This window comes from Massilia aurea (assembly GCF_040790145.1).
Lineage (GTDB): Bacteria > Pseudomonadota > Gammaproteobacteria > Burkholderiales > Burkholderiaceae_D > Telluria > Telluria aurea_C.
The window spans coordinates 21,357-46,285 of sequence record NZ_JBFMMP010000011.1 but is presented as its reverse complement, the minus strand read 5'-3'; the positions used below and the strand labels follow the sequence as shown (position 1 = coordinate 46,285).

The window sequence follows — 24,929 nt, the reverse complement described above, 5'->3', positions numbered from 1 at the left end:
ATGTGCTCGTTGCAGCTCATGCCGCCCGTCCTGCCATCCACGATTGGGTGGCAATCTCGTCTTCGCGTTTCTTGATGGCGCGTTCGGTATCGGCCGCCTGCGCGCCCTGTTCGCGCGCCAGCACCTTGCCCAGCAGCTCGCGGCCGACCCACGCATCCTTCAGGCGCTCCTGGGAGACCGCCATATTCGCCTCGTGCAGCGACAGGTCCACCCGGTGGCTGTCGGCCAGCGCCATCACGTTCTGCTTGTAGGCGCCGCAATTGAGCGCCAGGGCAGGGTTGCGCACCAGCGCCGCACCGGAGGCGCCGCTGCCGTGCGCCAGCGCCGTCAGGCGCTCCAGGTTGTTCCGGTAGCGCACGCGCGTGGCTTCCTGGCCGGCCAGCTCGGCCTCGAGGCGTTCGACCTGGCTCGAACGTACCTGCACCAGGGTGCCCAGGCTGCGGATCGTCGTTGCGCGCGTCATGCCATGATCGTTTTCAAGGCGTCGATGCAGCCGGCCAGGGGCGCGCCTTCGCGCGTGCCCTGGCACAGGAAGGCCTCGATGTGCGGTTGCAGCTGCACGGCGCGGTCGGTTTCGGGATCGGCGCCCGCCACGTACGCGCCCAGCGGGATCAGGTCGCGCACGCGCGCATGGCGCGCCAGGGTCGCTTTCATGCGCCGCGCCGCCAGTGCGTGTTCGGGCCCGACCACCTGCGCCATGCAGCGCGAGATCGACTGGGCCACGTCGATGGCCGGGTAGTGACCCCGCTCGGCCAGTTCGCGCGTGAGCACGATGTGGCCATCCAGGATCGCGCGCGCGGCATCGACCACCGGATCCTGCTGGTCGTCGCCTTCGGCCAGCACCGTATAGATCGCGCTCATGCTGCCCTGCGGGTTTTCACCGTTGCCGGCCGACTCGACCAGCTGCGGCATGTTCGAGAACACCGACGGCGGATAGCCGCGCGTGGCCGGCGGCTCGCCCAGCGACAGCGCCACTTCGCGCAGCGCCATCGCGTAGCGGGTCAGCGAATCGCACAGCAGCAGCACGTTCTGGCCACGGTCGCGGAAATGCGCCGCCACCGAATGGCACAGTTCGGTGGCCATCACGCGCATCAACGGGCTGTCGTCGGCCGGCGCCACGACCAGCACAGCACGCTTGAGGCCTTCGGGCCCGAGCGAGCGTTCGGCGAATTCGCGCACTTCGCGATTGCGCTCGCCGATCAGGCCGACCACGATCACGTCGGCCACGGTCTGGCGTGTGATCAGGCCGAGCAGCACCGACTTGCCCACGCCCGAACCGGCCATCAGGCCCACGCGCTGGCCCTTGCCGATGGTGAGCATCGCGTTGATGGCGCGCACGCCGACGTCGAGCGGTTCGTCGACCGGCGTCTTCCTGAGCGGATTGACGCGCGGTGGCATCGCCGCCAGTGGCTGGTCGCCGCCCAGGCGTCCCAGTCCGTCGATCGGTTCGCCCAGGCCGTTGACCATGCGGCCCATCCAGCTGGGGCCGATCATCAGGTCGGCCTTGTCGGCGCCCGGCAGCACGCGCGCGCCGGTGGCCAGGCCGCTCGCCTTCTTGAACGGCATCAGGTAAGAGACCTTGTCGCGAAAGCCGACCACCTGCGCATCGAGCCACTCGCCGTCGACCGTCTCGATGCGGCAGCGCTGGCCCGTGTGCAGGCGGCAGCCGCTCGCTTCGAGCAGCAGGCCCTGGGCGCCGACGAGGCGGCCGGTGGGCGTGGCGACCGGCACGGCGCCGATGTCGACGGCGCGCAGCGAGTCGGCCAGGGAGTGGATCGAGCCGGTCATCGCTGGACGCCTTCGCTCTGCAACTGGTCGTGGACCTGCTCCATCACCGCCGCCAGGCGGCCCTGGCAACCGGCATCGACTTCATGGTCGCCCGAACGCACCCGGCATTCGCCCGCGTCAAGGGCCGGATCCGGCAGGATCGTCCACTTTTTGGCGCGCTTCGGATCGAGTTCCAGCACCCGGCGCAGTTCTTCCGGATTCATGAATACCTCGACCTGATCGCGCGATGGCGGCATCACGGCCAGCGCCTCTTCGACCAGCGAGAGCAGCTGCACCGGCTGCAGCGCCAGTTCGGCGCGGATCACCTGGCGCGCGATCTTGCCCACCAGGTCGACCACCTCGGTGCGCTGCGCGGCGCGCAGGTCGGTCTTGAGTTTTTTCAGGCTCTTGAGCATTGCATCGACCGGCTTGGACAGCTGCTCGAAGCTCTCGAGCGCCATGGCGCGGCCTTCATCGACGCCGCGCTGCAGGCCCTCGGCCTGCCCTTGCGCGATGCCGTCGGCGCGCCCCTGTTCCAGGCCCACCTCATAGCCTTCGCGCTGGCCCTGGCGGTAGCCGTCGGCCAGCGCGCTTTGCCACTCTTCGGCACCGTTGCCGCCCGCCTGCGCACCGGCCGCGCCGGACGGACGCGCCGCGCTGAACTGGTGCAGCGGCGGGAAGTGATAGGCGCGAAATGGTTTCATGGCCGTCATTCGGCGGTCGCCTCGGCAAACAGCTGGATGTCGATCTCGCCGGCGTCGGCCAGTTCCTTGACGGTGGCCATGATCTCGCGGCGGGTCTGCTCGATGCGCGACATCGGCACCGGACCGGAACGGCGCATCAGGTCCTCGAAGCTCTGCGCCTGGCGGCGCGGCATGGCGGCCAGGATGGCGTCGCGCAGCGGCGGCTCGGCGCCCTTGAGCGCGATCGCCCACTGCTCCAGCGGCACGTCGTCGAGCAGGCGCGAGATGACCTGTTCGGTCTGGCGCGACAGGATGAAGAAGTCGTACATCGACATCTCGATCTGCGAGACGACGTCGGGATCGTGGGCCCGCAGCAGCTCGACCATGCCGGCGCGGTTGTCCTGCAGGCGGTTGAGGATGTCGGCGACCTGGCGCACGCCTTCGACGCTGGCGCTCTGCGTGTCGAGCGCGGCCAGGCAGCGGCTCACCAGCTCTTCGAGCTCATGCAGCACGTCGCGGTCGATCTCGTCCAGGCGCGCCATGTTCAGCAACACCAGTTCCCGACCTTCCAGCGGCAGCGCTTCCAGGATCTGCGACGCCAGCGCCGGCGGTAAAAAGGCGAGGAACACGGCCTGCATCTGCACGTGCTCGCTCGAGACGAATTCGGCCAGCCACTTGGGCGACGCGTACTGCAGGCGCGCCATCTTCGGGCGGATCGCATCGCCATAGATCGAGTTGAGCACGCTGTTGGCGATGTCGCTGCCCAGCGCCAGGTCAAGCGAGCGCTTGAGGTAGCTGCGCGAGGCGCCGTGCAGGCCGCTTTGCTGGCGGTAGTCGTCGAAGAAAGTCTGCAGCGCCGATTTGACGGTGTCGACCTTGATGCCGCTCATGCGCGACATGACCTGGGTCAGCGCCATCAATTCGTCGCGCTCGAGGCAGCGCAGCACGGCCGCGGCCTGCTCTTCGCCGATCGACAGCAGCACGATGGCGGCCTGTTCGACCGGGGTGAGGGCGACGTCGCCGTCGCTGTCATCGATGTTATTCAGCTCGGCCATGTTTTTTCTGTACCCATTGTTTGACGACTTCGGCGACGCGCTCGGGCTCTTTGGCGGCAAGCACCTTGAGGTGATCGACCATGACATCGACCGGCGAGCCGGACGGTGGCAAGTCGTAGTTCTCGAGCAGCGGAATCACGGTGCCCGGCCCGCCTGCGCCAGGGGCAGCCGGTGCGTCCAGCGCCGGCACGCCGGCGGGCAGGGCGCTGGCCGGCGCCATGGCGGCGCCCGCCAAGGCAGGCGTGGCCGGCAGGAGCGGCGGCGGCGCCAGGCGCGTCGTCGCCGCGCGCAGCAATGGACGGGCCAGCAAGAAGTAGGCGAGCAGCGCCCCCACCGCCCACAGGGCCCAGCTCGTCATGTCGACGACGTTGTCGCGTTCTTGCCACCAGGCCTGTTCCACGGGCGGGGCCGGGAATTTCATGGCGGACACGGCCAGCACGTCGCCGCGCGTGGCGTCGATGCCCAGGCCGCCGGCCAGGATTTTTTCGATATTCGCCAGCTCGGCCGGGGCCCAGGCCTGGCCGTTGGCGGCGCTGGCGTTGCTCAGCACCACCGCCACCGACAGTTTCTTCAGGCGGCCACGTTCGCGCTTGATCTGCGTGATGGCGCGGTCGTAGGCGTACTGGCGCGTGGTGGCATTCTTGCGCGCGCTGCCGTCGTCGGCATTCTCCGGCGCGGCGCCGCCTTCCGCGGGCGGGGCCGTGGCCAGCGCCGGCGGCCGGTTCGACAGCGTGCCCGGCACGCCCATCGCCATGCGGCTCTTTTCCATCTCTTCGCGCATCGCCTCGCTGGTGACCTTCGGCGCTTCGCCGTATTTTTCCTGCGTCTCTTCGATGCGGTCGTTGTCCACCGCGGCGGTGACGCTGACCTTGTAGTTGGCCACGCCCAGGATCGGCGCCAGCAGGTCGTTGACGTTCGCGCGCACCAGGTCGGCATGGCGCTTGGCGGCGGTGTCGCCCTGCGCCGCGCCGTCGAACCCTTCGGCCAGGTCGACCCGCGACGACAGGTAGTTGCCGGCCTGGTCCACCAGCGACACGCGCTGCGGCTTCAAGCCTGCCACGCTGCCGGAGACCAGGTTGACGATGGCGGCAATCTGCTCGTTGCCCAGGCTGCGACCCGGCTTGACGGCGACCACGACCGACGCCGAGTTGCCGTCGGCATTGCCCGTCACGAACGAGCTGGTCTTGGCGATCGCCAGGTGCACGCGCGCGCTGGCGATCGAATCCATCGTCAGGATGCTCTGCGCCAGTTCGCCTTCCAGGCCGCGCCGGAAGCGCACGTCCTGCACGAATTGCGACACGCCGAGCGGGTCGTTGCGGTCCATCAGTTCGAGGCCCGCCGGCAGCTGGGCGGTCACGCCCTTGGCCGCCAGCAGCATGCGCACCTTGCCCAGCTGCGCCGACGGCACCAGCACCTGGCCGCTGTCGGGATGGACACGGTAGGGAATCTGCTCGGCGTCGAGCACCGTCATCATGTCGGCGGCGACGACTTTTTCGCGCGCGCCGTAGACCGGCTTGTAGCTCGCTTGGTCTTGCCACATGAACATCATGACGGCGGCCGTGACCGCCACGGCCAGGCCGATCATCAGCGGCAGATTGTTGCGCAGCAGCGGCGGCAGCGCTGGCGGCGTCAGCTTGCCACCGAAGGCGGACTTGAGGGAGGAGAGCACGTGAGTGTCGCTTATCGAAAGATTCAGACCGGAAGCTTGAGCAGTTCGTCGACTGCGCCCATGACCTTGTTACGGACCTGCATCAGCATCGAGAACGACAGGCTGGCTTCCTGGCTGGCCAGCATCGCGCCGACCAGGTCGTCGCTCTTGCCGGCTTCGACAGCCGCCACCCGGGCACCGGCGGCCTGGTCCTGGGCGTCGACACCGGCGATGGCGCTTTTCATGGCCTGGGTGAACGAAAACGCACCATCGCCACTGGCGCCGCCAAGCTCGGCGAACGAGGCGGTTGCGGGGGCGACTGCCAGTCGGTTTGCATCGTTGGTCAGTTGCGCCAGGTCAGCCCGGATCAAACCGGCAAGTTCAGTTGCCATCGTGGTTCCTTAGAAATGTATTGTTGTTCACCAGCGACAAAGAATCACAATCTCTCGGGTCTGTTGGCAGAATTTGTTAAACGCATTGCGACAGTCACGGTCGCAGACCGGATGTCTCATCGTCATCACCAGGCTGGCGCCCTGTTCATCGGCAGTGGCTGCCAGAGTGGTGATGCTGCGATGCAACGGACGAATATTACCGTAGGGCAAGTGCTAAATCAAAGCGAAATGTCAAAGTTGCTGCGATTAAACTGGCTGTATAATTATTGCTTTATGGAATCAAACCCGATTGCCTTTAACTTCCAGTAAATACAGATGCCGATAAATCAATCCGATCGACCGCGCGGCCATTCGGTGCTCGATCCCTGCCTGCTGGGGCGCCCGGTGCACTTGTTGCCGGGCTTTGCCGCCCGTCTGGCCGAGGCGATCGGTGGCGAAATGGCATCGCCGGCAGGGCGCCGCTACTGGGGCGCGTATCGCCTGGAACAGCTGGCATTCGAACGTGCGCCCGAGGCGCCGGCGTTGCGCTGGCTTGGGGTGGCCGGCCCCTTTGGCGTGGCGGCCGTGGCTTTCGAGCGTACGCTGCTGTTAGGGCTGCTCGAAGGACGCTACGCGCGCCGCCAGCCGGGCGTTCCTGCTGCGGTGCAGCAAAGCCCGATACTCGAACGCGTGACGGCCACCGAAGAGCGCCTGGCCGCCGCGCTGGCCCAGCAACTGGCGAGCCTGCTCGACGGTCGCGTGGCCGAGGGCCTGGCCCGGCTCGACGGTGCAGCGCAGCGGCCGGTGCTGGCCAAGGCCGGCGCCGTGGCCACGCCGGCGATCGTGCCGGCGAGCGCGCCGGGCAAGACCGGCTGGGTGATCCGCGCCGTGCTGCGCGCCCAGTACGGGCGTCGCGCCGATGACGAGATCGGCGAGCCGGCCGGCGCCGCGCTGGAAGGGCAGATCTGGATCAGCCTCGATCACGCCTTGATGGCTTGCATATTGCAGGGCCTGAAGGCCGAACGCGGCGCGGTACGGGCGGCGGGCGGGGCGCGCATGACGCGCGAACCGCTGGCGTCGCGCCTGGAAGTCAAGCTCGAAGGGCGCCTGGTGAGCAAGGAAGTCACGCTCGCCGCGCTGTTCGGCCTGCAGGTTGGCGACGTGATCCCGGTGGCGGTCGGACGCGCCGACGTGCTGCTGGACGATTCCCGACTGTTTACGGCCTCGGTGGCCGAACACAAGGGCAAGCTGTGTTTAACCTCATTTGAAGACGCCGAATAATGGACATGAACCTCAACGAGCAACTGGGTGGCGACGTGATCATCGATGATCCGGACGATCAGGAAGCGCCGCGCGCATCTGCCGGACGCGGCGTGGCACGTCAGCTGCCGCAGATGATGCGTCGCATTCCCGTCACGCTGACCCTCGAAGTCGGCTCGGTGCGCATTTCGCTGCAAGACCTGATGGACATCGGGCCGGCGTCGGTGCTGCCGCTCGATTCGCTGGCTGGCGAGCCGCTCGTCATCAAGGTCAATGGCACCCCGATCGGCCGCGCCGAAGTGGTTGTCGCGGGCGAGCAGTACGGCCTCAAAGTGATCGACCTCGATGGCCTGAACCTGGATATCCTCGCGCCATGACGTGGTGTTCCGGGGGCGGGCGAGCCCGTGCCCCCGCGCTGTCTGCGCTGCTGCCTGCGCTGGCGCCGGCCTGTCTGCTGGCCGGCCTGCTGTATGCCCATCCGGCCGCGGCCCAGAACCAGGACCTGCTGGCCGGCGTGCTGCCCGGCGCCACGTCCACCAGCGCCGGGATGAGCGTCAAGTCGCAGATCCTGGTGCTCATGACGCTGCTCGGGCTGCTGCCCGTGATGGTCATGATGATGACCTGCTTCACCCGCTTCGTGATCGTGCTGTCGCTGCTGCGCCAGGCGCTCGGCCTGCAGCAGGGCCTGCCCACCCGCATCATCACCGGCATCGCCCTGATCCTCACCATCCTCGTCATGCGGCCCGTGGGCGAGCAGGTCTGGACCCAGGCGTTCCTGCCGTACGACCAGGACAAGATCGGGCTCGAACAGGCGTTGCGCACGGCCGAAGTGCCGGTCTCGCGTTTCATGCTGGCTCAGACCAGCAAGGCTTCGCTCGAGCAGGTCGCGCGCCTGGCCGGCGAATCGACGGCCCAGCCGCCGCAGCAGCACAGCTTTCCCGTCAAGCTGGCCGCGTTCGTGCTGTCCGAACTGAAGACCGCGTTCCAGATCGGCGCCATGCTGTTCATTCCGTTTCTGATCATCGACCTGGTGGTCTCGTCGGTGCTGATGGCGATGGGCATGATGATGCTCTCGCCGCTGGTCATCTCGTTGCCCTTCAAGCTGCTGCTGTTCGTGCTGGTCGACGGCTGGACGCTCACGGTGAGCACGCTGGTCGGCAGCATCCATGCCTACTAGCGCAGGAGGATTGCGATGAGTCCCGATATCGCCGTCGACCTCGTGGTCGAGGCCCTGCAGATCGTCATGCTGCTGGTGATGGTGCTGGTCATTCCGGGCCTGCTGGTGGGCCTGCTGGTCGCGCTGGTGCAGGCGGCCACGCAGATCAACGAGCAAACCCTGAGCTTCCTGCCGCGCCTTCTGGTGACGCTGCTGGCGGTGATCCTGGCCGGTCACTGGATGACGACCACGCTGATGGACTACTGCGTCTCGGTGTTCCAGCGAGCGGCGACGCTCGTCGGCTAGGGGCGCGCGTCGATGGAGCTGTTCGGCTTCCTGCTACCCCTGATCGGCGCCTTGTGGTGGCCGTTCTGCCGCATCATGGCGATGATGGCCACGGCGCCGGTGCTGGGTGACGGCTCGGTGCCGGTGGCCGTGCGCGCGCTGCTGGCGGTGGTGTTGTCGTTTCTGATGCTGCCCTTGACCACCAAGGGCGCGATGCCCGATCCGTTTTCGCTCGCTGGCGTGCTGGCGATGCTGGAGCAGGGCGTGATCGGCGCCGTCATCGGCCTGGCGCTGCAGTTCGCGATGGCCGCGATCAGCATGCTGGGCTTCCTGGCGTCGAGCCAGATCGGCTTTTCGATGGCGACGATGAACGATCCCATCAACGGCCAGGCATCGGATGTGATTTCAAGCCTGATGGCGCTGGTGGCCATGCTGGTCTTCTTCGCCATCGACGCACACCTGGTGCTGGTGGCGGTGCTGGGCCAGAGTTTTCTTGCGTGGCCGGTGGGCGGCGGCTTGCAGCCGATGCTGCTCGAAGCGGTGGCGCTGAACCTTGGCTGGGTGTTCTCGGCCGCGATCCTGCTGGCGCTGCCGATCGTGTTTTCCACTGTCGTGGTGCAGATCGGCTTTGGTTTTCTGAATCGCGTCGCACCCAGCCTGAACCTGTTTTCGCTGGGCTTCACGCTGGTGACGATCTTCGGCCTGATGATGCTGATCCAACTGGTGCGCTTCATCCCGGAGCACTACATCGCGATGACCAACCAGGTGCTGGAAATGCTGACCGGACAAATGAGGCTGGCCCATGGCCGATAGCAGCACTGGCGACAAGACCGAAAAGCCCTCGGCCCAGAAGCTGAAGAAGGCGCGCGACGAAGGCCAGGTGGTGCGCTCGCGCGACCTGGGCACGGCGGTGGGCATCCTGGTCAGCCTGAAGGTCTTCATGCTGATGATGCCGGGCTACCTGGAAGACATGCGCCACCTGTTCCGGCTCGTGTTCGTGCCGCTCGGCGAGGCGGGCGACCTCGAAAACGCGATGTCCACCGTGTTCTCGGCCGCGCTGCTGCTGCTGGTGCACATGGTGCTGCCGCTGCTGTTCGTGCCGCTGGCGATCGTCATCGCCGGCGCCGTGCCGGGCGGCCTGATCGCCAGCGGCAAGAACCTGGCGCCGAAGATGGACCGTCTCAATCCGCTGACCAACCTCGGCAACCTGTTCAAGCAAAAGCACTGGGTGGGGTTCCTGACATCGAGCGCGAAAGCCATTGTGCTGGGCATCGTGCTGTGGCATGTCTCGCGCGCCGGCATGAAGGGCTATCTCGAGCTGCAGCGCATGCCGCTCAACGATGCGCTGGTGCACGGCGGCGCGCTGGTGTTCGACGCGCTGATGGCCCTGGTGGCGGTGTTCGTGGCGTTCGCGCTGATCGACGTGCCGGTGCAGAGTTTCCTGTTCATGCGCAACCAGCGCATGAGCAAGCAGGACATCAAGGAAGAACACAAGAGCAGCGAAGGCCGGCCCGAGATCAAGCAGCGCATCCGCCAGCTGCAGAACCAGCTGGCCCAGCGCAGCGTGCGCAAGTCGGTGCCGACCGCCGATGTCGTGATCGTCAATCCCGAGCACTACGCGGTGGCGCTCAAGTACGACATCGACCGCGCCGAGGCGCCGTTCGTGGTGGCCAAGGGCGTCGACGAGATGGCCTTGTTCATCCGCCGCGTGGCCATGGAAAACAGGATCGAAACACTGGAACTGCCGCCGCTGGCGCGCGCGATCTATCACACCAGCCAGGTGCAGCAGCAGATTCCCGCGCCGTTGTACCAGGCGGTGTCCCAGGTACTGAACTACGTACTGCAACTGAATGCGTTCCGTGCAGGCAGGCGCCAGGCGCCGCCGCGGTTCCCCAACGAGGTGGTCGTACCACCGCACCTGAGTGAGGCTCGAGCATGAATCTGATGACTACCTTTAACGGCTTCGTGAAGGAGCTGCGCCGCCACAAGTTCGCCGCGCCCGTGTTCCTGATCGCGCTGCTCGGCATGATCATCCTGCCACTGCCGCCGATCCTGCTCGACGTGCTGTTCACGTTCAATATCGTGCTGGCGCTGATCGTGATCCTGGTGGCGGTGACGGCCAGGCGGCCGCTCGATTTCTCGGTGTTCCCGACGGTCATCCTGGGCACCACCCTGATGCGCCTGGCACTGAACGTGGCGTCCACGCGCGTGGTCCTGCTGCACGGCCACGAAGGCACGCACGCGGCCGGCCAGGTCATCGAATCGTTCGGCAATGTCGTCATCGGCGGCAATTTCGTCGTCGGCCTGGTGGTGTTCGTGATCCTGATGATCATCAACTTCATCGTCGTGACCAAGGGCGCCGAGCGCATCTCGGAAGTCTCGGCGCGCTTCACGCTCGATGCGCTGCCGGGCAAGCAGATGGCAATCGACGCCGACCTCAATGCCGGCCTGGTCAACCAGGAACAGGCGACCACGCGGCGCAAGGACGTCGCGGCCGAGGCGGACTTCTACGGCGCGATGGACGGCGCCTCGAAATTCGTGCGCGGCGACGCCATCGCCTCGATCCTCATCCTGATCATCAATTTGATCGGCGGTATCGCGATCGGCGCCCTGATGCACGACCTGGCGCTGGCCGATGCGTTCCGCGTGTACGCGCTGCTCACGATCGGCGACGGCCTGGTGGCCCAGATTCCGGCGCTGCTGCTATCGGCCGCCGCGGCCATCCTGGTCACGCGTATCGGCGAGTCGGGCGACCTCGAACAGCAGGTCGGCCAGCAATTGCTGGCACAACCGGGCGTGCTGTACTCGGCCGCCGGCGTGATGCTGATCATGGCCGTCGTGCCGGGCATGCCGTGGTGGTTCTTCACGGTGGCTTCCGGCGTGCTGGCCTGGGTCGGCTGGACGATGGCCAAGCGCATCGCCGCGCCCGATGTCGCGGGGCTGGAGAAAATGGCGAAGATCGAGGCCGCGCTGCGCGACGACCGCGTGCCCGAGCTCGACTGGCAGGCGCTGCCGGTTGTGCAGGCGGTCACGGTGGCGGTGGGCTACAAGCTGGTGGGCATGATCGACCGCGCCCAGGCCGAGCCGCTGGCCAGGCGCATCAAGGGCGTGCGCCAGAGCCTGTCGGAGCAGATGGGGATGCTGCTACCGGCAATCGCGGTACGCGACGACCTGGCGCTGCGCCCGGCGCAGTACGCGATCAGCCTGTCGGGCACCGTCGTGGCCGAGGCCGAAGTGATGCCCGATCATCTGCTGGCGATTCCGTCGCCGAACGTGTACGGCGAGCTCGATGGCATTCCCGGCATCGAGCCGGCGTACGGGATGGCGATCACGTGGATCCTGCCCGAACAGAAAGCGCATGCGCTGGGCCTGGGCTACCAGGTGATCGAGGTGCCGAGCGCGATCGCCACGCACGTGTCGAAGGTGGTGCGCGACTACCTGCACGAGCTGTTTCGCCACGAAGACGTGCCGGCGATCCTGGAGCGCCTGACGGCGCTGTCGCCCAGGCTGTCCGCGGCGCTGGACAAGGCGCTGACCCACACCCAGCTGCTGCGCGTGTTCCGCGTGCTGCTGACCGAGGGCGTATCGCTGAAGGACATCGTGGTGATCGCCACCACGCTGCTGGATAGTTCGGAGACGACCAAGGACCCGATCCTGCTGGCGGCCGAGGTGCGCTGCGCGCTGCGGCGCCAGATCGTCTCGACGCTGTTCGGCAAGAAAAAGGAGATGCCGGCCTTTAACCTGTCGGCCGAACTGGAAAACATGCTGCTCGGGTCCCTCAACCAGGCGCGCCAGAACGGCGGCGGCAAGGTCGCGCTGGACAACTACCCGATCGACCCGCAACTGCTGTCGCAACTCCAGATCAACATGCCGGTGGCGCGCGAGCAGATGAAGGGCCAGCACACGCCGCCGCTGCTGCTGGTGCTGCCGCAGGTGCGCCCGCTGCTGGCGCGCTACGCGCGGCTGTTCGCACCGGGGCTGCATGTGCTGTCGTATAACGAGATTCCCGAGAACCGGGATGTGTCGATCGTGGGCACGGTGGGGTGAGGTGGCGGGGCTACGCAGCACCGCCACCGCCTGGCTCGCAGCCCGCACCTCGTCGTTCCCGCGAAGGCGCCCGGCGAGCGCGGGAACGACGGCTCATCGGCAAACGGTACTTTCCGCTCCGGCGCTGCACTCGCGCCTTCAAGACCGCGCCACCAGTCGCCGCGTGATGATCGGCCCATCCGGCCCCAGGTGAAACGCCAGCTTGCGCTCGCGCAGCGCTGCATCACCGGCCGTGGCGCGGTCGAAGCGGCGCAGGTGCTCGGTCCATGACGGGTCGATGATCTGCTCGGTGAACAGCCCGGGATCGCTGACGTCGCGCAGCAAGGTCCAGCTTAGCGCGCCCTGGCGCAGGCGCGCGCGCCGGCTCAGTTCCATCAAGGCCATGAAGGCTTCGGTGCGGGCCGGATCGATCCGGTATTCGACCGTCAGCACGACGCGCCCGCCGTCCTGCAACGGCGAGACGGACGGCGCCAGCGCTTTCAACGCCGACGACGGCGTCATGTCTTCGAGCAGTTCGCGGTCCTGGATAAGGCGCAGCACGAGCGCCATGACCACGACGCTGCTGCCCGCCGCATACAACAGGCTGTGTTGCACCGAGTCGAGCGTCGCCACCTGGCCCCAGACCGCGGCGCCGGTGGCGCTCGCGCCCATCAGCGCCATCTGGTAGATCGACATGCCACGCGCCCGCACCCAGTCGGGCAGGGCCATCTGCATCGACACGCTCAGCGAATTGGCCGACACGATGAAGGCCATCCCCGACAACCACATCGCGCACGAGGTCAGGATCACGTTGGTGCTGATGGCCGCCACCACGATCGTCGACGCCGACAGCACGGTGCTGCCCATGACGAGCGTATCGCGGCTGAACGCCTGGCGCATGCGTGGCAGGAAGAACACGGCGCTGATCGCGCCGCCGCCCATGCAGGCCAACAGCAAGGTAAAGACAGCGGCGCCGCCACCGCCTTGTGCGCGCGCCACCAGCGGCAGCAGCGCCATCAGGGCGGTGGAGTGGAAGAACGACACCGACACCCGCGCCAGCACGGCCTTCACGCGATTGGAGTGTCGGGCAAACTGCAGGCCGACGCGCATCGCGCCGCCGATCCGCTCGCGCCCCAACGGACTTGGCACGTGCGTGCGGCGCCAGCGCATGATCACGAAGCCCGAAATCACCGACAGCACCGCATTGAGCACGAACACGTACGCGCTGCCCAGGCTGGCGATGATGGCCCCGGCCGCCAGGGGCCCGGCGATGCGCGACGCGTTCATCGCCACGCCGTTCAGGGCCAGCGCTGCCGGCAGCTGCGCGCGCGAGACCAGTTCGGGCACGATCGCCGAGAACACGGGCCAGCGCATGGCCAGGCCGATGCCATTGGCGAAGGTGAGCGCCAGCAGCACCGGCGGCGTGATGGCGTCGGCGAGAATCACCGCGCACAGCAATGTGGCGACGGCCGCGACCCAGAACTGCGTGACGATGAAGTAGCGGCGCCGGTCGAGGATGTCGGCCAGCGCGCCGCTGGGCAGGCCCAGCAAAAACACCGGCAGCATCGACGCCGTCTGCACCAGCGCGACCCAGATCGGGGCCGTGGTCAGGGACGTCATCATCCACGCGGCGGCGACGTCGTTCATCCACATGCAGGTATTGGCGATGAGCCAGGTCAGCCACAGCATGCGGAACACCGGCTCGCGCATCGGCCCGAACGCCGACGGCGGCGGGGCGGCGTCGTTCGCCGATGGCGCGGGGGAGGTAGCAGCTGCAGGCGGCCTGGACATCGTCATGCAGCAGGGGCCAGCGGAAACAGCGCGGTTGCGCAGGTACGTGTGCAGCGTGTCATTGGAGAGGCGAATGCGTGGAAACAAGCGCCATTGTAGTCGGCACCGGGCCGGGCGCGGCGCGCCGGTCAGCCCTGGGGCGGCTGGGCCGGCAGCAGCAGCGCCAGTTCGGCCACCGCGCGAAACACGGCCGGCGTCAGGGCTTGCGCCGCTTCTTCGGCATTGGCAACCATCGCGTGGCTGCGTCCCGGCGGCAGCGTGTCGGAAAAACGCCAGCGCAGCACGGTCAGTCCGGCCCGCGCCAGCGCCGCGTCCAGTTCGGGCTGCAGCCAGCGCAGGCGCGTGAGCGCGCGCGCATCCGGCGCGCACAGTTCGATGGCGAGGCCCTGCGGCGTGGGCGTGACCTGGATCACGACCGCGCTGCCGTCGGCCAGTTCGAGCTCGAGGCGCAATGCGGCGCGCGAGCGGCGCCGGCGGCCGGGCGGCCGGTCGGCATCGTCGGCCAGCACCGACAGGTGCTGCGGCGTATCGCCGCCGCCGCGCACCGTGAAGCGCCAGGCGTCATGGTGGGCGGCGAATCCGTCCGTCTGGCGCACGACCTGGCCTTGCTGCGCCGCCACCATCAAGGCCGGCGACAACTGGCCGCTGCTGTCGGCCAGCGCGCGGCTGCTCAAGGCGCTGCCGTGATTGCGCACCTGGCTGCGCCAGGCCCGTGCCAGTCCCGCGCCATCCTGCTGCTGGTAGGCCAGCTGGCGCGCCATCAGCACCTGGTCGGGCCGCATGGCCGCGCCGTCGGCGCCGGCGTTGGCCACGCCGGGTGCGGCGGTGTCGACCGGCAGCGGCGTCGAAAAAGGCAATGGCGGCGCATCGGCGGCGCCGGCCAGCACGGCGGCAGGGGCCACCACGGCGCCGACCTGCAACGGGACCGGGGTGGGAAGGGGCAGTGCGGCAACGGGGAACATATTGGCCATCGGATTCGCCTGTCATGAACAAAAAAAAAGCCAGCCGTGAGGCTGGCCTTGATGACTATACCCGGGGTGAGGCCCGGGTTGGGGTCATTATTGCAGCAGCGACATGACCATCGACGACAGGCTGTTCGACTGCTTGAGCATGGCGGTGCCGGCTTGCAGCAGCATCTGGTTCGACGTCATGTTGGCGCTTTCGGTGGCGAAGTCGACGTCCATGATGCGGCCGCTGGCCGACTGGGTGTTGGCGCTGACGTTGGCCAGGTTGGTCGAGACGTGTTCCAGGCGGTTCGATGCGGCGCCCAGGGTCGAGCGCACTTCGCCGACGGCGTCGATGGCGCTCTGCAGCTTGTCGATGGTGGCCGATGCATTGTCGGTCAGCTCGGTGCCGACGTTGGCCAGCGATGCGCCGAACGAGTTGTAGTTGGTGCTGGTGCCGCGCAGGGCGGAGTGCAGGGCGGTCACGGTGGCCGTCATGTCCAGGTTCATTTTCTCGGCGGTCGAGGCGCCGATCTGGAAGTCGAGCGAACCGACCATCGTGCCGTCGGTGCCTGCCGACGACGCCGTTGCGGCGGCGCTGTAGGCGGCCGCTGCGGTGCTGGCCGAGGTCAGGGCCGCCAGGTTTTTCAGCGAGGCGTTGCGGGCTTGCGTGGCGGTTTCCAGTGCGACCACGGTGGCCGGGTCGTCCGCATCGAGAGTGGCCAGTGCGGTGGTGTAGTCGGCTTCGGCGCCGTCATCATGGGTTTCCTGGGCAGTTGCCAGCGTGCTGGCGGCAGTTGCTGCGCCCAGGACTGCGGTGCCCATTTCGGCCGCATCGGCTTTCTTGTTCAGCAGCTTGGTGCCACCGAAGCTGGTGTTGCCGACGATATTGCTCAGTTCCTTGGCCAGTGCGTCGTATTCCGACTGCATGGCGCTCTTGTCCTTGGCGGTCGAGGCGGCATCGGCAGCCTGGGTTGCCAGATCCTTCATGCGCACCAGGATGTTGCTGGACTCGCCCAGCGCGCCTTCGGCGGTTTGCATCATCGAGATGCCGTTCTGGGTGTTACGCATGGCCATCGCCATACCACTGGTCTGTGCTTTCAGGCGGGTCGCGATCTGCAAGCCGGCAGCGTCGTCCATGGCCGAATTGATGCGATAGCCGGTCGACAGGCGGGTCATCGAGGTCGACAACGAACTCTGGTTACGGGAGATCGCGTTTTGTGCGGACAGGGCAGCGTTGTTGGTGTGAAGGCTCAGCATGTTGAACTCCTGAAGTAGGGTAGGGGAGAATTCGGTAGATCGAGTGCGTCATTCGCTCTCATGAGTACAGGGCGACAAATTTCCGCTAGGCATTAAATTCTTTTTAGAAATTATTTTGGCGCGACGTGCTTTGATCCCGGCGCGCTACCACTTCGCACCGTTCGAATCGTCGGATTGTGACACGAGCCCACAGTGTGATTCTTTTGCCACGCCCAGTCTGTACTTATGCAAATTTCATCAAAAATCATTGCATTTATGACACGGGAAAAGATAGGATACAAACCATCATATATAGTTATCTCATGACGGACGGTGACATGGAAAACAGTGCAATGGAAGGTCAAAGCCGGCGTCTATTGATGCTTCCGCTTTCGCTTGCTGTATTGGTTTTGGGCGATTTGTTTTTTGTGATCCTTCACCTGTTCCCCAAACTGATGCGACGCGTTGTGGAATATCTTCGCACGGTAGACATGGCTGGCGGTTTCGCGGGTATTTTTCAATACGTCGATATTGAATCGCTCCATCAAGTAACAATGTACTTTTCCAATCCGTTGTTTAATATCGAAACGGATAATGGGTATGCCGAAAACTATCAGCACCTCAAGTTCGCCGCTATTGTCCTGGTGCTCTGTTATCTCTGCATTAAAAACGCCATCTGGACCCTTCTTCCATGGGCGCTGTTGTTCACGTATTTTCTGGCGGACGATGCCTTGCGCTTGCATGAACGCCTGGGCTTCGTCATAGCAGAGCGAAGCACGATGACGGCGCCCTTCGGCCTGCGCATGCAGGATGTCGGCGAACTGATCGTGGTAGCCGGTGCCGGATTGATTATTCTGCCTTCATTGCTGATGGCTTACTACTTCGCAGGCCCTGCGCTCAGAAAGATTTTTCATCATCTGGCCCTGATCCTGAGTTTGTTGATTTTCTTTGGCGTCGGCGTCGACATGATGCATACGGTGTTCAGGGAAAATCAAATCATCAGCCAAATGTTTGGCCTGATCGAGGACGGCGGAGAGATGCTTGCAGTCAGTATATTCGGATGGTATGCCTATTCGCTGACGAAGCGTTCCTTAAATCTGAAGCAAGCGGCAAGTCAGCCAACGTATCATCTGCCGCATGCCGTCATGGCTGCTGTGCGTCATTAATTTTATAAACAATTGTTCATCTGCTATAACAATATATTGCGGTGTTCAAGGCTTCAAGCTAGCCAGCGCCTGAAAGCCGAGCTCGTCCCGGAGAGATGGTCCTATGGGCCGTGACAGAGCGGTCAGCCATGGTGAAGCCGGCGCGCCCAGCGTCTGACATCAGCTAGACTTGCTATCGCTGCGCAACATCACACACGTCAGATTGACCCACAGACAGGCTTACGGGATCAGTTGTGCGTGCACAGCGTAGTGGTATGCACGCAGCCAATCTGTCTACGACTGAATGTTCAATTTTGCGCGAGGTAAAATGAACGATAAATCTGCACGCGAGTTGAGCAATTCGTCACACCAAGAAGTTGCGACTCACGTAACGCCGCCAGACACCTCACCAGTCAAAGCCCGATTAACGACGATTGATATTGCCAAGGGAATCGGCATCCTGTTGATTGTCTTGGGGCATGATGCGGGATTTGATCGAAATTTCCCGCAGTTTTCCGACTTCCTGGGTGGCATTCGAATGCCGTTCTTTTTCTTTATCTCAGGTGTGACTTTTTCGCTGGGGCGGCGCAGCCTCACTGACATCGCAATCATGCGGGCAGATGCGTGGCTGAAGCCTTTCGTGGTCGTGGTCACACTGTTTGGATGTTTGAATATTTTGCGTGGGACGGGAACGCTCGAAGGATTGTTGCTGGCACTAGCCTACGGTACTGGCTTCACATTGTCACCGCGAGCAGTGTGGTTTCTGCCGCATTTGTGGCTATTATACGTGTCCTGTAGTGCGCTGTTTATGTACGGCAATTATCTATTTTCCACAGGCATCCGGCGCGTGGCGTCACTAGTCTTGTTGTTGGTGCTGGGATACGCCTTTCTCGGTGTATTCAACAATCCTTATGAAGACACTGCCTGTTTTAAAATGACAGAATTCAGCACCGCACTGTTTAATTGCGGTCTGCCGATGAGCGCAGATTTTTTGCTGATTACGTCAGTATTTTTCATCCTAGGTGTATTCATGTCAGCAACAGTCAAGAGCTTCAAGTTCAGCTTATTGCACCTGGGAGTGGCTCTGGGTGCTGTCATTGTCGTCTGGTTTTCTTTTAATGATTCGATGAACTTGAATCACCGCCGATATGACGATTTGTTGGGTACCACGGCCTTGGCCTTTTCTGGAATTTATTTGATGTTGGGCTTGAGTGGCTTGCTGGGAAAAATGGCGTGGGCTGAGAGAGGTTTGATCTTTATCGGCCGTGGCTCGCTTTTTATCCTGCTGTTTCACATGCCAATTTTGTATAACTTCCCAGCGATTCTGGCTCGGATTCCTCCTTTGAAATCCGCTGTCGAAGCGACTGCCTTGCTCTGCGCAGTGGTGGTCCCACTGGTAATTTGGCAGGTTTGCAAGCGGTTCAAGATAACCCGGGCATTGTTTTTCCCTGTTTACAAGAGAGGTCAGCCAGCAGCCCACGCGAGTTAAGGCCGGCAGCAACAATGCAGCACAGGCAGGTTTGGTTTATGATGGCGGGTTCCCTAAAGCATGTATCGCCTCTATCCTTGGCGACCAGCCCTTCTGCATGAGCTCAACTCCAACGATTTCGGCCGCCGCCGCGCCCATCCTCCCATCGCGCCGTCTCTCGGTCGCCCCCATGATGGACTGGACCGACCGCCACTGCCGCGTCTTCCACCGGCAGATCACGCGCCACACGTGGCTCTACACCGAGATGGTCAATACCGGCGCGCTGGTCTACGGCGATGCCGAGCGTCACCTGCGTTTCGACGACATCGAGCACCCGATCGCCCTGCAACTGGGTGGCAGCGACCCGCTTGACCTGGCCAAGAGCGCCAAACTGGGCGAGCAGTGGGGCTATGACGAGGTCAACCTGAACTGCGGCTGCCCGTCCGAGCGCGTGCAGAAAGGTTCCTTTGGCGCCTGTTTGATGAACGAGCCGCAACTGGTGGCCGATTGCGTCAAGGCGATGCGCGATGCGGTGTCGATCGACGTCACCGTCAAGCACCGCATCGGCATCGATCACAATGAAGAATACGGCTTCGTGCGCGACTTCATCGGGACCGTCGCCGACGCCGGCTGCACCACGTTCATCGTGCACGCCCGCAACGCGATCCTGAAAGGCCTGTCGCCGAAAGAAAACCGCGAGATCCCGCCGCTGCGCTACGCTGTGGCGTATGAACTCAAGCGCGAGTTTCCGGACCTCGAGATCATCATCAACGGCGGCATCAAGACTGACGACGAGATCGCGCTGCACCTGCAACATGTCGACGGCGTGATGCTGGGCCGCGAGGCCTATCACAACCCGTGGACCATGGCCGAATGGGACGCCCGTTTCTACGATGCGCCCGGCGCGCCGCGGACGCGGGTCGATGTGCTCGCGGCAATGATTCCGTACATCGAGGGGCAGCTACGCCAGTACGGCCCGCTGGGCTTGAAACTGAACAGCATCACGCGTCACATGCTGGGTCTGATGCAGGGGTTGCCTGGCGCGCGCGCATTCCGCCAGACGCTGTCGGACTCCAAGCAGCTGGCGTTGGGCGATGCACAGTTGCTGCTGGCCGCCGCGGCGAAGATGCCAAGTATTGGATAGGCACAATTTACATACCAAAAAAGCGTGCCCGGGCACGCTTTTTTTTCGTCTGTCGACAAATCGAGACATTTCCTTGCCGAAACTATCACGCCTGCCCAAATTTTCTTGCCGAGTAGCAACCTCAGTTCCATAATGCCCAGCTGTCCCTGTCTTGAGTTATATCAACGCTGTTGTTGCGCTGAAACAATTCAATTGGGCAAGAGATTTTCTCGCTCGTTGGTGAAATCTTGATTTATCCTGTAGGAAATAGCTGAAAGCTATAAGCAACAAAAATAGCACTTGCGCATCGTACGGGGTATCGCGGGACGCGATCTCAACCGGGCGAGTTTCGATCAATAAGTTACAGGGAAAACACGAATGAATTTGAACAGCATGAAGGTCGGCACCCGTCTGGCCCTCGGTTTTGCACTGGTTCTGGTACTGCTGGTCGCAGTCGCCGTGGTCGGCATCTTGCGCATGGCGCAGATCCAGGATCGCCTCGACCACGTGGTCAGTGTCAGTAATGTGTCGACCGGTCTCGTGATCGAAATGCGCAACAACGTCAGCGACCGTCTCGCTTCCCTGCGCGTGCTGACCCTGATGACCGACCCGGCCGACATGGAACCGGAAATCGTCAAGTTCAAGGAACAAACCGCCAAGTACGACGCAGCGCAAGCCAAGCTGGCCACGTTGTTCACGGCGCACGCCAACGCCCAGGAAAAAACCCTGCTGAACCAGATCAAGGAACACGAAGCCGCCGCGATGCCCGCCATCGCCCGTGCAACCGAACTGTACCTGGCTGCGAATGCGATGGACGCCACCCGCGTGATGATCCGCGAAGTGCGTCCGGTGCAGCGCAAGTGGACCGACGCCCTGAACGCGCTGTCGGCACTGGAAGACAAACAGAATGCACAAAGCAAGGCCGACGCCGAAGCGGCGTTCGCCAATGCACGTAACTTCATGCTGGTGCTGCTGGCACTGGCCGTCGTGATGGGTGTCGTCGCTGCTGTTGCCATTACCCGCAGCCTGCTCAAGCAGCTCGGCGGCGAGCCAGCCTACACCGCGAAAATCGCTGGCAGCATTGCCAATGGCGACCTGTCGATTGCCATCGACACGAAGGCGTCGGACCGCGGCAGCCTGCTGGTCGAGATGAAGGAAATGCGCAACAGCCTGGTCGGTATCGTCGAGCAAGTGCGTCGTGGTACGGAAACCATCGGCACCGCCTCGCGTGAAATCGCCGCCGGCAATATCGACCTGTCGTCGCGTACCGAACTGCAAGCAAGCTCGCTGGAAAAAACCGCGTCGGCGATGGAACAGCTGACCTCGACCGTGAAACAGAACGCCGACAATGCCCGTGAAGCCAATGCGCTGGCGGCGACTGCATCGGACGTGGCCCGCAAGGGTGGCGATGTGGTATCGCAGGTGGTTGGCACGATGGGTGAGATCAATAGCTCGGCCAATAAGATCGCCGACATCATCAGCGTCATCGACGGCATCGCTTTCCAGACCAATATCCTGGCGCTGAACGCGGCAGTCGAAGCGGCCCGTGCCGGCGAACAGGGCCGTGGTTTCGCGGTCGTGGCATCCGAAGTGCGCAACCTGGCCCAGCGTTCGGCAGCGGCAGCGAAAGAAATCAAGACCCTGATCGGCGATTCGGTCGAGAAGGTCGAGCGCGGCAGCAAGCTGGTCGGCCAGGCCGGCGTGACGATGGATGAAGTGGTCTCGAGCGTCAAGCGCGTGACCGACATCATGAGCGAGATCGCCAACGCCAGCGCCGAGCAGAGCGCCGGCATCGCCCAAGTCAACACCTCGATCATCGAGATGGACAGCATGACGCAACAGAACGCTGCGCTGGTGGAAGAAGCCGCCGCCGCCGCCCAGAGCCTGCAGGACCAGGCAGGTGAACTGGCCCGCGTGGTCAGCATCTTCAAGCTGGAAGAGGGCGAAGAGCACATCGCGCCGCCGGCGCCGGTCGTGACCACCACTGCGGTGGTGGCCCGTCCGGTCGTCAAGCGCCCGGCGCCGCCGGCATTGAAAAAGCCGGTCGCCGCCCGCGCCCCGGCGAAGAAATCGGAAGAGGCAGTTGCAGCGCCGAAGCCGAAGAAGGTCGCCGCCGCCACTGCCGGCGCCGACGAGTGGGAAGAATTCTGATTTTTTAAGTAGTCGACCAGCGCCGGCCAGCCGTGCGGCGCGTACCAAGACCATTGCCGTTCAATTCAAAAACCTTATTTGGGGAAACCATGAAAACTCTGTCCGCCAAGCTGTTCGTTGCACTGACCCTGACCGCCGCTGCCGGCGCGAGCTTCGCCGCTGAAACCGCTGCCCAGTTCGATCCAAAGAAATGCAGCATCGAATACCCGAAGGCGTCGCTGATGAATGAAGAGCAGGGCACGACCACCGCGTCGTTCCTGGTGACCGCGGACGGTACCGTGACGGAGTCGAAGATCGACAAGTCGAGCGGCTTCAAGAACCTGGACCGCGCACTGGTCAAGGGCTTGACCTCGTGCAAGTTCAAGCCGGGCACCAAGGATGGCGCACCAGCGCAGACCTGGACCAAGGTCGACTACGCCTTCAAGCTGGACTGATCCACGCCCCCAATTTGCGCAGCCGGCACCACGTGCCGGCTGCGTTTTTGCAGCACCTCCGCAGCACCCCCCCGCAGTACATGCCTTGCGCGCCTCATCCCATCAAAAAAACAATCATGCTTGTTACAAGATTGTTGCCATATGTTACTACTGTAAAGACTTGGTTCAATCCCGTTTTTTGACGCATGCGCCCGCTATATTGGGGTCATACAAACAGAAACAGAAACGGAGCACACCATGAAAACCTTCCTCTCCACCGCCACCGCTGCTGCCGCCGCGCTCCTGATCGGTACCTCGGCCTTCGCACCTGTGCAAGCCCAGCCGCGTCATGAACGCGCCGACGTCATCATCATCAAGAAAGCGCCGCCAGCGCTGCGTCGCGAGGCGGTGCCTAACGCACGCCGTGGTTTCGACTGGGTGCCGGGCTACTGGAACTGGAACGGCCGCCGCGACCGCCATGAATGGGTTGCCGGTCACTGGGAGAAAGTGCGTCCGGGTTATGCCTATCAGCGCGCACAGTGGCGCCAGGACCGTAATGGCTGGCACCTCGATCGTGGCGGCTGGCGCCAGGATGTGCGCGGTGGCCGTGACAACGGTCCGCGCGGCGACCGCGATCGCGATGGCGTCCCGAACCGCCATGACGATCGCCCGAACAACCCGAACCGTTATTGATGCGTGATGCGGCGGCGACTATACGGCAGCTTTCACGGCGCCGTGAAGTCGCCGCCGCAGACCTGGTTGCGGCCCGATTGCTTGGCTTGATAGAGCAGGGCGTCGGCCCGTTCGACCAGCGCGGTGGCGGCAAGCGCCACGCCTTCTTCGGTCGTGCTGGCCGCGTTCGACGTGTACACGCCGGCGCTGATCGTCACGATCCCGGCGCCATTGCCCGCATGCGGGATCTGCAGGGCCATCACGGCGCTGCGGATGCGCTCGGCAACCATCCTGGCCCCGGCCGGATCGGTGTCCGGCAGCAGTGCCACGAATTCTTCCCCACCATAGCGCGCCGCCAGGTCGGCAGGCCGCACCAGGCTGCCCTCGAGCGCCAGCGCCACCTGGCGCAGGCAGGCGTCGCCCGCCACGTGGCCGTATGTATCGTTGTAGCGCTTGAAATAATCGACGTCGATCATCACGACCGACAGCGGCGCGCCGCTGCGGGCCGCGCGCGCGTTTTCCAGCCCCATCGCCTCCTCGAAGCGGCGCCGGTTGGCGATGCCGGTCAGGCTGTCATGGTCGGCCAGCACGGTGAGCGCACGGTTATGTTCCTGCAGTTGCTCGCGCGCCTGTACCAGCTCGTGCTGCAGGTGGTCGCGAATGATGATCTGGCGGACCAGGCGCCAGCCAAAGCCCAGCAGCAGCAAGATGGCGACAAACGTGATCGCCGCCTGGGTCAGCATCGATTGCAACCACTTCTCGAGGATTTCCTGTTTCGATTGCGCGGTGGCGACGATCAGCGGATAGGTGTCGAGGTGGCGATAGCTGTAGAGCCGCTCGATGCCGTCGATTTTCGAGCGCAGCATGGCGCTGCCCTTCGGTCCCTGGCGCATGAACATCTGGTGCACCGGCCCGTTGCTCACGTCGGCGCCGATCAGCGATTCGGTGTGTGGCAGACGGTAGATCATCGTGCCGTCGTCGATGGTGAGCATGATCACCCCGGCGCTGCCGACGTCGAAGCTTTCGTACAGCTTCGAGAAATATTCGATGCGGATAGTGCCCAGGGCAACGCCGGCAAATGTGCCGTCGGAACGATCGAGCCGGCGCGAGATCGGCAAGATCCAGTCGCCAGTCGATCGGCTGCGCACTGGCTTGCCGACATGCACGCCGCGATCCGCGTTCTTGCGGTGATACTGGAAATAGTCGCGATCCGCGTTGTTGTAGAGCGGCGTGCGGTCCTGCGACGTCATCAGCCAGCGTCCATCGGCGCCGAACACGAACAAGCCGTGCAGTTCCTCGACCTGCGACACCATATTTCTCAAGTGCAGCTGCAGCCGGGCGCGCGCCGCGCCGCCATCGACGCCATCGGTTTCCACGCGCTCGACAACGCCGGCGAGCACGGTATCGACCACGCGCACGGCGCTCTCGCCTTGCGCCGCGAGGGCGTGCGACATATTGGCAGTCGCCACCGCCACCTCGGCCAGGCGTTCCTTGCGCGCACGCCAGCTGTCCGAAGTCTGGATCGCCAGCAGCAGCACGCACAGCGACACAACGAACAGCACGGCATTGCGCACGGCGGGGCGTTTTTCAGCGGTCAGGCGGGTGATTTCGGGGGTGGCGATTTTGTCTGGCATGGCGGTGGACGGAGAGCCGTCACTGTTGCAAACGCCCAGGGCGGTCCGAAGCAGGGACTCTAATTACTTGTAGAAAACCAAGGAATTGTCGCACAGCA

The 24,929-nt window shown here is 64.2% G+C and carries 23 protein-coding genes; 13 read left to right on the top strand and 10 right to left on the bottom strand.

Annotated elements, in window-relative coordinates; translation table 11 throughout:
- Positions 1-16: 16 nt before the first annotated feature.
- From AB2N08_RS15580 to AB2N08_RS15555, 6 genes are read right to left on the bottom strand one after another with little or no spacing between them, the layout of a single operon-like run.
- The gene (locus AB2N08_RS15580) at positions 17-463 is read right to left on the bottom strand and encodes a flagellar export protein FliJ (protein ID WP_367611575.1); all 447 of its coding nucleotides are present in this window, start codon (positions 461-463) and stop codon (positions 17-19) included.
- A complete protein-coding gene (gene fliI / locus AB2N08_RS15575) occupies positions 460-1,788 on the bottom strand; it encodes a flagellar protein export ATPase FliI (protein ID WP_367611574.1) in 1,329 nt (442 codons plus the stop codon). The genes AB2N08_RS15580 and fliI overlap by 4 nt, the downstream gene beginning before the upstream one ends.
- Entirely contained in the window at positions 1,785-2,471 is a 687-nt protein-coding gene (gene fliH / locus AB2N08_RS15570; protein WP_367611573.1) for a flagellar assembly protein FliH, read from the bottom strand. Before fliH ends, fliI begins: the two co-directional genes overlap by 4 nt.
- Positions 2,472-2,476: 5 nt before the next feature.
- Positions 2,477-3,505, bottom strand: a complete 1,029-nt coding sequence (locus AB2N08_RS15565) for a flagellar motor switch protein FliG (RefSeq protein WP_367611572.1) — start codon at positions 3,503-3,505, stop codon at positions 2,477-2,479.
- The gene (gene fliF, locus AB2N08_RS15560; protein WP_367611571.1) at positions 3,489-5,174 is read right to left on the bottom strand and encodes a flagellar basal-body MS-ring/collar protein FliF; all 1,686 of its coding nucleotides are present in this window, start codon (positions 5,172-5,174) and stop codon (positions 3,489-3,491) included. Before fliF ends, AB2N08_RS15565 begins: the two co-directional genes overlap by 17 nt.
- Positions 5,175-5,197: 23 nt before the next feature.
- On the bottom strand, positions 5,198-5,545 hold the full coding sequence (locus tag AB2N08_RS15555) for a flagellar hook-basal body complex protein FliE (RefSeq protein ID WP_367611570.1): 348 nt from the start codon (positions 5,543-5,545) through the stop codon (positions 5,198-5,200).
- A 315-nt stretch (positions 5,546-5,860) separates the two neighbouring features.
- Between AB2N08_RS15555 and AB2N08_RS15550 the strand changes: the two genes are divergently transcribed.
- From AB2N08_RS15550 to AB2N08_RS15520, 7 genes are read left to right on the top strand one after another with little or no spacing between them, the layout of a single operon-like run.
- Positions 5,861-6,805, top strand: coding sequence for a FliM/FliN family flagellar motor switch protein (locus AB2N08_RS15550; RefSeq protein ID WP_367611569.1), 945 nt, complete (start codon positions 5,861-5,863; stop codon positions 6,803-6,805).
- Positions 6,805-7,161 carry a FliM/FliN family flagellar motor switch protein gene (locus tag AB2N08_RS15545; RefSeq protein WP_370662426.1) on the top strand — a complete coding sequence of 119 codons (357 nt, stop codon included), beginning with the start codon at positions 6,805-6,807 and terminating at the stop codon, positions 7,159-7,161. Before AB2N08_RS15550 ends, AB2N08_RS15545 begins: the two co-directional genes overlap by 1 nt.
- Positions 7,158-7,961, top strand: a complete 804-nt coding sequence (gene fliP / locus AB2N08_RS15540) for a flagellar type III secretion system pore protein FliP (RefSeq protein WP_367611568.1) — start codon at positions 7,158-7,160, stop codon at positions 7,959-7,961. The genes AB2N08_RS15545 and fliP overlap by 4 nt, the downstream gene beginning before the upstream one ends.
- Before the next feature lie 15 nt (positions 7,962-7,976).
- Positions 7,977-8,246: a flagellar biosynthesis protein FliQ gene (gene fliQ / locus AB2N08_RS15535; RefSeq protein ID WP_367611567.1), complete on the top strand. Its 270-nt coding sequence runs from the start codon at positions 7,977-7,979 to the stop codon at positions 8,244-8,246.
- Positions 8,247-8,258: 12 nt separating this feature from the next.
- Positions 8,259-9,038, top strand: a complete 780-nt coding sequence (gene fliR / locus AB2N08_RS15530; RefSeq protein ID WP_367611566.1) for a flagellar biosynthetic protein FliR — start codon at positions 8,259-8,261, stop codon at positions 9,036-9,038.
- Positions 9,028-10,164: an EscU/YscU/HrcU family type III secretion system export apparatus switch protein gene (locus AB2N08_RS15525; RefSeq protein ID WP_367611565.1), complete on the top strand. Its 1,137-nt coding sequence runs from the start codon at positions 9,028-9,030 to the stop codon at positions 10,162-10,164. The genes fliR and AB2N08_RS15525 overlap by 11 nt, the downstream gene beginning before the upstream one ends.
- 5 nt (positions 10,165-10,169) lie before the next feature.
- Positions 10,170-12,272: a flagellar biosynthesis protein FlhA gene (locus tag AB2N08_RS15520; RefSeq protein WP_367611564.1), complete on the top strand. Its 2,103-nt coding sequence runs from the start codon at positions 10,170-10,172 to the stop codon at positions 12,270-12,272.
- Positions 12,273-12,410: 138 nt separating this feature from the next.
- Here the strand turns inward: AB2N08_RS15520 and AB2N08_RS15515 are convergent, their stop codons facing one another.
- The 3 genes from AB2N08_RS15515 to AB2N08_RS15505 all read right to left on the bottom strand — a co-directional run bounded on the left by AB2N08_RS15515 (position 12,411) and on the right by AB2N08_RS15505 (position 16,246).
- Positions 12,411-14,042, bottom strand: a complete 1,632-nt coding sequence (locus AB2N08_RS15515; RefSeq protein ID WP_370662428.1) for an MFS transporter — start codon at positions 14,040-14,042, stop codon at positions 12,411-12,413.
- Positions 14,043-14,170: 128 nt separating this feature from the next.
- Entirely contained in the window at positions 14,171-15,013 is an 843-nt protein-coding gene (locus tag AB2N08_RS15510; protein ID WP_367611562.1) for a hypothetical protein, read from the bottom strand.
- Between the two features lie 87 nt (positions 15,014-15,100).
- The gene (locus AB2N08_RS15505; protein ID WP_367611561.1) at positions 15,101-16,246 is read right to left on the bottom strand and encodes a flagellin N-terminal helical domain-containing protein; all 1,146 of its coding nucleotides are present in this window, start codon (positions 16,244-16,246) and stop codon (positions 15,101-15,103) included.
- 317 nt (positions 16,247-16,563) lie between these two features.
- Here AB2N08_RS15505 and AB2N08_RS15500 point away from each other — a divergent pair, with 317 nt between their 5' ends.
- From AB2N08_RS15500 to AB2N08_RS15475, 6 genes are all read left to right on the top strand, one after another.
- A complete protein-coding gene (locus AB2N08_RS15500) occupies positions 16,564-17,391 on the top strand; it encodes a hypothetical protein (protein WP_367611560.1) in 828 nt (275 codons plus the stop codon).
- Between the two features lie 307 nt (positions 17,392-17,698).
- Positions 17,699-18,859, top strand: coding sequence for an acyltransferase family protein (locus AB2N08_RS15495; RefSeq protein WP_367611559.1), 1,161 nt, complete (start codon positions 17,699-17,701; stop codon positions 18,857-18,859).
- A 97-nt stretch (positions 18,860-18,956) separates the two neighbouring features.
- Positions 18,957-19,982 carry a tRNA dihydrouridine(20/20a) synthase DusA gene (dusA, locus tag AB2N08_RS15490; RefSeq protein ID WP_367611558.1) on the top strand — a complete coding sequence of 342 codons (1,026 nt, stop codon included), beginning with the start codon at positions 18,957-18,959 and terminating at the stop codon, positions 19,980-19,982.
- A gap of 357 nt (positions 19,983-20,339) precedes the next feature.
- The gene (locus AB2N08_RS15485) at positions 20,340-22,112 is read left to right on the top strand and encodes a methyl-accepting chemotaxis protein (RefSeq protein ID WP_367611557.1); all 1,773 of its coding nucleotides are present in this window, start codon (positions 20,340-20,342) and stop codon (positions 22,110-22,112) included.
- An 89-nt stretch (positions 22,113-22,201) separates the two neighbouring features.
- Positions 22,202-22,546, top strand: a complete 345-nt coding sequence (locus AB2N08_RS15480) for an energy transducer TonB (RefSeq protein ID WP_367611556.1) — start codon at positions 22,202-22,204, stop codon at positions 22,544-22,546.
- A 237-nt stretch (positions 22,547-22,783) separates the two neighbouring features.
- On the top strand, positions 22,784-23,218 hold the full coding sequence (locus AB2N08_RS15475; RefSeq protein ID WP_367611555.1) for a hypothetical protein: 435 nt from the start codon (positions 22,784-22,786) through the stop codon (positions 23,216-23,218).
- Positions 23,219-23,250: 32 nt separating this feature from the next.
- Here the strand turns inward: AB2N08_RS15475 and AB2N08_RS15470 are convergent, their stop codons facing one another.
- A complete protein-coding gene (locus AB2N08_RS15470) occupies positions 23,251-24,831 on the bottom strand; it encodes a GGDEF domain-containing protein (protein ID WP_367611554.1) in 1,581 nt (526 codons plus the stop codon).
- Positions 24,832-24,929: the final 98 nt, after the last annotated feature.